Here is a 6,597-nt window from a genome sequence, read left to right as displayed (position 1 = left end):
ACCGGGTACGGGTAGGCGAAGCCCTCCAGCGCGATGCCGAGCGGCTCGGGCGCCTGCGCGGCGGCTGGCAGCGCGAGCGCGAGAGGCGCGCAGAGGGCGAGGCAGAGGGCGGGAAACAGGGCGGTACGGCGCATGTCGGCTCCGGTTCGGTCCGCGCCCGGCAGAACGCATCGATCGCGGCGCGCGGGGTGACATAGGGCACATCGCCCGCCTCGACGGGAGGCACCCTGTCGGCGACAGGAGGGCGACCCCACCGCAGCGGCGGAGCGCGTACAGGATGGCCGAAGCGGCCGGGCAGGCAGAGGGCGGCTTCCGGGGCAGCTCCCGGGGCGACTCCCGGGACAGCACCCAGGACGGGCTGCCGGTGCGCGAGCGGCTGCTCGCCATGCTGGCGATCGCGCTCGCCATGACCATGGCGGTGCTCGACGGGGCCATCGTCAACGTGGCGCTGCCCGTGATGGCGCGCGACCTCTCGGTCTCGGCCGGCGAGGCGATCTTCGTGGTCAACGCCTACCAGATCGCGGTGACGGCCGCGCTGCTGCCGCTGGCCTCGCTCGGCGACATCCTGGGCTATAGGCCGGTCTATCTCGGCGGGCTCGCGGTCTTCGTCGCGGCCTCGCTCGCCTGCGCGCTGGCGCCCACCCTCGACCTGCTGGTCCTCGGCCGCATCGCGCAGGGGCTTGGGGCGGCGGGCGTGATGAGCGTGAACATCGCGCTGGTGCGCTTCATCTACCCGCACCGGATGATCGGGCGGGGCGTCGGCAACGTCGCCCTGGTGGTGGCGGTGGCCTCGGCGGCCGGTCCGACGGTCGCGGCGGCGCTCCTGTCCGTCGCCGCATGGCCCTGGCTGTTCCTCGTGAACATCCCGGTCGGGCTGCTGGCGCTGGCGGTCGCCTCCCGCACTCTGCCGGCCACGCCCCGCAACGGCCGGCGCTTCGATTGGGTCAGCGCTGGGCTCAACGCGCTGACATTCGGTCTCCTCATCGTCGGCATCGACGGACTCGGCGAGCCCGCGCGGCGGCCGCAGGCGCTCGCCGAACTCGCCGGCGCGCTCGTCGTCGGCACCGTCTTCGTGCGCCGGCAGATGCGGCTGCCCGCGCCGCTCCTGCCGGTCGATCTCATGCGGATCCCGGCCTTCGCGCTGTCGATGGCCTCCTCGATCCTGGCCTTCTCGGCGCAGCTCATCGCCTACATCGCCCTACCCTTCTACTTCCAGGACGTTCTGCATCTCTCCGGCACGCAGGCCGGCTTCCTGCTGACGCCCTGGCCGCTCGCCATCGCGATCGCTGCGCCGATCTCGGGGCGGCTCGCCGACCGCTACCCGCCGGGGCTGCTCGGCGGGCTCGGGCTCGCCGTGATGGCGGCGGGCCTCGCGGCCGTGGCGCTGCTGCCGCCCGAGCCCGCCACCCTCGACATCGTCTGGCGCCTCGTGCTCTGCGGGTTCGGCTTCGGCCTGTTCCAGTCGCCGAACAACCGCGTCATCATCACGGCCGCCCCGCGCGAGCGCAGCGGGGGCGCCAGCGGCATGCAATCGACGGCCCGCCTCACCGGACAGTCCCTCGGGGCGGCGCTGGTGGCGGTGGTGTTCGGATTGACGCACGGGCGCGGGGCGGACGCGGCCATCGGCGTCTCGCTCTGGTGTGCCGTGCTTCTGGCACTCGCCGGGATCGTCACCAGCGTCCTGCGGCGGACGCCCGAGCGCTAGGGAGGCGATCGGCGCGCACGGGAGGACCGGCAGCTCCCGGGGCTCCGGTCAGAGGCGGGCCCTTGCGGGGCGGCCGGCATCGCGGCCCAAGCGCGGCCGCGGCTGCGGCCGCCCGGAACGGTCCTGCGAACGAGCGCGCGTCCGGGGTTTCGCCTCAGGACTTGAGGTGCGCGGCGAGGTGCTTGTTCATCTCGAACATCGTGCACTTGTCCTTGCCGAAGACCTTCTTGAGCTTGTCGTCGGCGACGATCTCGCGCTTGTTCTCCGGGTTCTGAAGATTGTGCTTCTTGATGTAGTCCCACACCTTGCTGACCACCTCGCCGCGCGGCAGCGGATCGGTGCCGACGATGGCGCCGAGCTCGGCCGACGGCTTCAGGGGCTGCTGCAGGGCGTTCGGCTTGGTGCCGCCCTCGGCCTTGGTCGCCTTCGGGGCGGCCTTGCCAGCCTCGGGCGCCGCCTTCTTCGCCTTGTCCGTCGTCTTGGTCGCCATGGAATTCCTCCGCTTCACGGGCCGCGGACCCGGACGATGGGACCACAGCCGGGGCAGCATAGCAGCAACAACTAAGCCGTGCGGCCAGCGTTCCAAGGGGAAAGCGGTGGCGGAGGCCTGCTCATCCACAGCGCAAGCGGCGCGCGCGCCAGAGGCGATCGACGTCCGTCCACGGCGGGGATTGCGCAGGCCCGGCGCCAGGTGGGGCGCCGCCCCCGATCCGGAGCCCGTCCGTGACGGCGCCGCGACGCGGAACCGCCACCGCCGCTCGCGCGCTTAACACCCGGCCGGCGGCCCGGGACGCCGTCCCGACATCGCCCCGACATCGCCCGGACATCGACCTGCGCGGATTGCCACATGCCCACCGACCTGCCGAACGAGCGCGCCATCCGGAAGCCTGGGTCGATGGAGCTCGATCCCGCCGCCGAGCCGGTGGCGATCGACGAGACCGCGCGCCTGATCGCCTCGAACAAGGTGGAGGGCACGGCCGTCTACGACCGGCGGGGCGAGCATCTCGGCACGGTGCACAACTTCATGGTCGACAAGGTCTCGGGCCAGGTCGCCTACGCGGTGCTGGCCTTCGGCGGCTTCCTGGGTCTGGGCGAGAACCACCATCCCCTGCCCTGGCGGGCGCTGACCTACAGCACCGAGCTCGGCGGATACGTGGTCGATATCGATCCCGGCGCGCTCGCGGGCGCGCCGAGCCACGGCCCCGGCGAGGACGCCTTCGCGCAGCCCGGTTACGGCGGGCGCGTCGACGAGTGGTACGGCAACCGCCGCGTGCCGGCCTGAGCGGGCCCCCGGCCCTCAGTACAACCGGTTGCGGTAGCCGTCCTCGATGGAGCGGTCGGTCTCGGCGGCGTCTGCGCCCGCGATCTGGTCGGCGAAGATCTGCCCGAGCGTCGGGAAGTCCGGCCGCCGGCCGGCCCCGCGCGTCCAGAGGTCGGAGCGGATCACGGCCTTGCCGCAGTGGAAGAACACCTCCTCGACGCGCACCCGCAACACGGCGCAGGGGAGCTTGCCCTGGGCGGCGAGCGGGGCGAGCGCGTCCGGATCGGTGACGATCTCGGCCCGCCCGTTGACCCGCAGGGTCTCCTGGATCCCCGGCACGAGGAACAGCAGGCCGATCCAGGGATTCTCGGCCACGTTCAGCATCGTGTCGACGCGGCGGTTGCCGGGCCGGTCCGGAAGGAGGAGCGTGCGCGTGTCCGCGACGGCGACGAAGCCCGGCGCGTCCCCGCGGGGGGTGGCGTCGCAGCGCCCCGCAGCGTCCGCCGAGGCGACGACGCAGAAGGGCGAGAGCGCGATGAAGGCGCGGGCGTGCCGGTCGATCCGGTCGAGCTGCTTGGCCTGCGAGCGCTCTGTCGGCGCGCCGTAATGGGCGCGGACCGCCGCATGGTCCAGTCCCTCGCTCATCGTCACCCCCCCTCGGCCCGCCCGGAGCCGCGCGCTCCCCATACCATCGGGTCGGCCGATTCGCCTCGGAATCGGCCGATCCCTCGGTCTGCGGGTCGCGCGCGGCGGGCCCATCCCCGGGAGAGGAGTCCGCGGACGGCCGATGCTACTCCGCCTGCCGTCGCGTCACGAGGGTGCGATTGGGCTCGGCCTCGCCCTTGTCTTGGTAGAGGGGCACGATGGCACGCAGCCAGCCGCGAATCTCGCGGCCGCCGTAGTTGCGCTCGATCACGTCGCGGGTGACGTAGGCCTGCAGGTTGACCGGCCCGAAATTGTAGCCGACGAGGCCGCCCACCGCGACCTGCCCCTGGGCCCGGTAGCGCGCCACGCCGGTCGGCAGGTCGGTGGATCCGAAGGCCACCGCGCCGACCTGCCACTTGCCGAACTTCCGCGTCGCCGTGAGATCGAGGTTCAGGTAGTCGGGGTAGAGGGTGCCGAAGGGCGAGCGCGCGTCGATGAAGACGCCGTAGAGGAGGTTCGCGGTCAGGTTCCAGTCGTTGCCGGTGTAGCTCGCCGCGAAGCGGTGGCTGAGCGAGGCCGACTGGGTCAGGAAGCGGGTCTCGATCGGCAGGTAGCCGCCGAACAGGTAGCTCACGCCGAGGTCGCCCCCGAGATCCCAGGCGAGCTGGGCGGCGAGCAGCGGCTGGCCGATGCCGCTCTGGTAGGGGGTGCCCTGCGGGCTCGCGGCGGCCACCGGCTGGGTGAAGAAGAACTGCAGCCGCGCCCCCGCGACGGTCCAGGGCGTCGCCCAGGCGAAGGTCGGCAGGTTGACGTTCGTCGCGGACTCGCGCGGCAGGGTCCCGCGGACGCCGAAGCTCGACAGGTTGACGAAGTAGAGGCCCACCGGAAGCTGGGCGCCGACCGGCAGGCCGACCGTCTGGCCGGGCTGGGCCGCGGAGGCGGCGAGCGCCGGGCCGCCGGCGGCGACGAGCCAAGCGGCGAGCACAGCCCGCGCGCAGCCGCGCAGGTTCGAGCCGAATCCGGTCATCGCGTCCCCTTGTCGGGCGGCCCCGATGGCTCCCGTCAAGGTTGGACGGCCGTCAGAGCCACGGGCATCCCGCCCCCGCGGCCACGGCGTGCGCAACGACACGGAATCGTCACGCGCGAACCCCTCGGCGCGCGTCTCGAACGTGCGGACCTCGCTCAGCCCCGGCGGAGCTCTCCCGGGCCCGCATGCCGGCCCGCGACCAGCCAGTAGACGAGGCCGGCGGCGGCCCCTGCGAGGAACAGGACCGCGGTCAGCCGCGCCTCGGCCAGCGGCGCGCTGCCGAGCCGGGCGGCGCCCCGACCGAGCCAGGGCAGCGCCGCCGTGAGCAGGCCGCAGCCGAGCCCGTACCAGGCGGAGCCGCGCAGGCGCAGGGTCTCGCCGACGGCCGCGACGAGCAGCGGTGGCACGACGAGGAGCCAGAACAGCACCTGGGCGAGGCCCGCCAGCAGCAGCGCAAGCCCCTCCGGCGGCAGCCCCGCGGAGAGGTCGGCGAGCGCCCCGTCGATGCCGGCCAGCGCCCCCGCGGTGAGCCACGCGCCCGCCACCGGGTCGAGCACCAGGGCGAGGACGAGCACGCCCGCGCCGGCCGGGATCGCCAGCAGCAGGGCGAGGCATGCCACGAAGAGGCGGCCGAGAACATTCATCCGGAGAGACTCGTCGGGGCTGCAGGGGCCGGGCGCCTTGCGGGCCTGCCGCCATGCTATAGCTCGCGCACCATGCTCGGACAGCCGCGACGCATCTTCATCCTCACCGGAGCCGGAATCTCGGCCGAGAGCGGGCTCGGCACGTTCCGCGACCGGGGCGGCCTGTGGCGCCGCCTCGACCCGATGACGCTCGCTACGCCAGAGGCCTTCGCGGCCGACCCGGATCTGGTGCTCGACTTCTACAACCACCGCCGCCGCGCCGCGCTGGCGGCCGAGCCGAACGCCGCGCACAGGGCGCTCGCCCGCGCCGCGGACGCCCTGGCCGCGCGGGGCGGGGACCTGTTCCTCTGCACCCAGAACGTCGATGACCTCCACGAGCGCGCGGGCTCGCCGGAGGTGGTGCACATGCACGGCGAACTGATGACGGCGCGCTGCGTCGCCTGCGGCAGCATCTCGGAGCGCCGCAGCGACCTCCTGCGCCCCGATGCCTGCCCGCATTGCGGCGCGGCGGCCCTGCGCCCCGACGTGGTCTGGTTCGGCGAGATGCCGAAGCACCTCGACCGGATCGAGGCGGCGCTGGCGCGGGCCGACCTGTTCGTCGCGGTCGGAACCTCGGGTGCGGTCTACCCGGCGGCCGGCTATGTCGGCCGCGCGCGGGCACGCGGCATCCCCACCTGCGAGTTGAACCTCGCTCCCTCCGACAACGCCGACGCCTTCGACGCGGCGCGCTACGGCCCGGCGAGCGAGACCGTCCCGGCCTTCCTGGCCGAACTAGGACTATAGGGGTATCGAGGGCTAGATGCCTGAAAGATCATGCACTTTGCTTGATCGATTGCATCACTGACTTGCGCGCCACGCGCTTTTTTAGCCCGAATCATATGTCGGCCAAGTGTCAAGACATGGACCGGTCTGTGTCCCAAGGGGTACAACCGTCGAGCTTGGGCGAGTCGTCGCGGTCGCGCCCAGGCCTTCGTTGAAGCCACAGGGGGACGAGAAGACCCATGCAGAACTTCACCGTAACCGCCCGCGAGCGCGATACCGTTCTGGCAGCCCTGCGCTACTACCAGTTCTACCGGATGCAGGGGCATCCCTTCGATCCGCGCCAGGATCACCTCATCGACGCCATCGCCAGCCACACGGGCGAGGCTCTTGATCTTGCCGAGGTCGACGACCTCTGCGCCGGCCTCAACGGCAACGAGCACGCACTCGCCGCCAACGCCTGAGAGGCACCGCCGGCTTTCGCGACGCGGCCGGTCGCACATCGGGGCGGGACCGCGGGGCGGCCCGAATCCGTCCGCAAGGCTCAACCCCGGGG

8 protein-coding genes are annotated in these 6,597 nt (G+C 72.8%); 4 read left to right on the top strand and 4 right to left on the bottom strand.

The genetic code is table 11. From position 1 onward, the window contains the following. Positions 1 to 385 precede the first annotated feature (385 nt). On the top strand, positions 386 to 1,705 hold the full coding sequence (locus AX737_RS00230) for an MFS transporter (RefSeq protein WP_066918070.1): 1,320 nt from the start codon (positions 386 to 388) through the stop codon (positions 1,703 to 1,705). A gap of 154 nt (positions 1,706 to 1,859) precedes the next feature. Here AX737_RS00230 and AX737_RS00225 read toward each other — a convergent pair whose 3' ends face one another. Next, on the bottom strand, positions 1,860 to 2,195 hold the full coding sequence (locus AX737_RS00225) for an SWIB/MDM2 domain-containing protein (protein ID WP_066918062.1): 336 nt from the start codon (positions 2,193 to 2,195) through the stop codon (positions 1,860 to 1,862). Between the two features lie 357 nt (positions 2,196 to 2,552). Here AX737_RS00225 and AX737_RS00220 point away from each other — a divergent pair, with 357 nt between their 5' ends. Next, complete coding sequence (locus AX737_RS00220) at positions 2,553 to 2,987, top strand: PRC-barrel domain-containing protein (RefSeq protein WP_066918060.1); 435 nt, start codon at positions 2,553 to 2,555, stop codon at positions 2,985 to 2,987. A 15-nt stretch (positions 2,988 to 3,002) separates the two neighbouring features. On the opposite strand, the gene AX737_RS00215 is transcribed toward AX737_RS00220, so the two are convergent. From AX737_RS00215 to AX737_RS00205, 3 genes are all read right to left on the bottom strand, one after another. After that, a complete protein-coding gene (locus tag AX737_RS00215) occupies positions 3,003 to 3,611 on the bottom strand; it encodes a pyridoxamine 5'-phosphate oxidase family protein (RefSeq protein WP_066918064.1) in 609 nt (202 codons plus the stop codon). Between the two features lie 145 nt (positions 3,612 to 3,756). After that, positions 3,757 to 4,638 (bottom strand): transporter, encoded by an 882-nt coding sequence (locus tag AX737_RS00210; RefSeq protein WP_066918058.1) that lies wholly within the window; start codon positions 4,636 to 4,638, stop codon positions 3,757 to 3,759. 155 nt (positions 4,639 to 4,793) lie between these two features. Further along, positions 4,794 to 5,282 carry a hypothetical protein gene (locus tag AX737_RS00205; protein WP_066918056.1) on the bottom strand — a complete coding sequence of 163 codons (489 nt, stop codon included), beginning with the start codon at positions 5,280 to 5,282 and terminating at the stop codon, positions 4,794 to 4,796. A 72-nt stretch (positions 5,283 to 5,354) separates the two neighbouring features. Here AX737_RS00205 and AX737_RS00200 point away from each other — a divergent pair, with 72 nt between their 5' ends. Together AX737_RS00200 and AX737_RS00195 are read left to right on the top strand one after the other, a co-directional pair. Beyond that, the gene (locus AX737_RS00200; protein ID WP_066918054.1) at positions 5,355 to 6,065 is read left to right on the top strand and encodes an NAD-dependent deacylase; all 711 of its coding nucleotides are present in this window, start codon (positions 5,355 to 5,357) and stop codon (positions 6,063 to 6,065) included. A 218-nt stretch (positions 6,066 to 6,283) separates the two neighbouring features. After that, positions 6,284 to 6,505, top strand: coding sequence for a hypothetical protein (locus tag AX737_RS00195; RefSeq protein ID WP_066918052.1), 222 nt, complete (start codon positions 6,284 to 6,286; stop codon positions 6,503 to 6,505). The last annotated feature ends 92 nt before the right edge of the window (positions 6,506 to 6,597 follow it).

This window comes from Methylobacterium sp. CCH5-D2, from assembly GCF_001556475.1.
In the GTDB taxonomy this organism is placed as follows: domain Bacteria; phylum Pseudomonadota; class Alphaproteobacteria; order Rhizobiales; family Beijerinckiaceae; genus Methylobacterium; species Methylobacterium hispanicum.
Note: the sequence above shows the minus strand (reverse complement) of the source record. Positions and strands in the feature narration are given on the sequence as shown.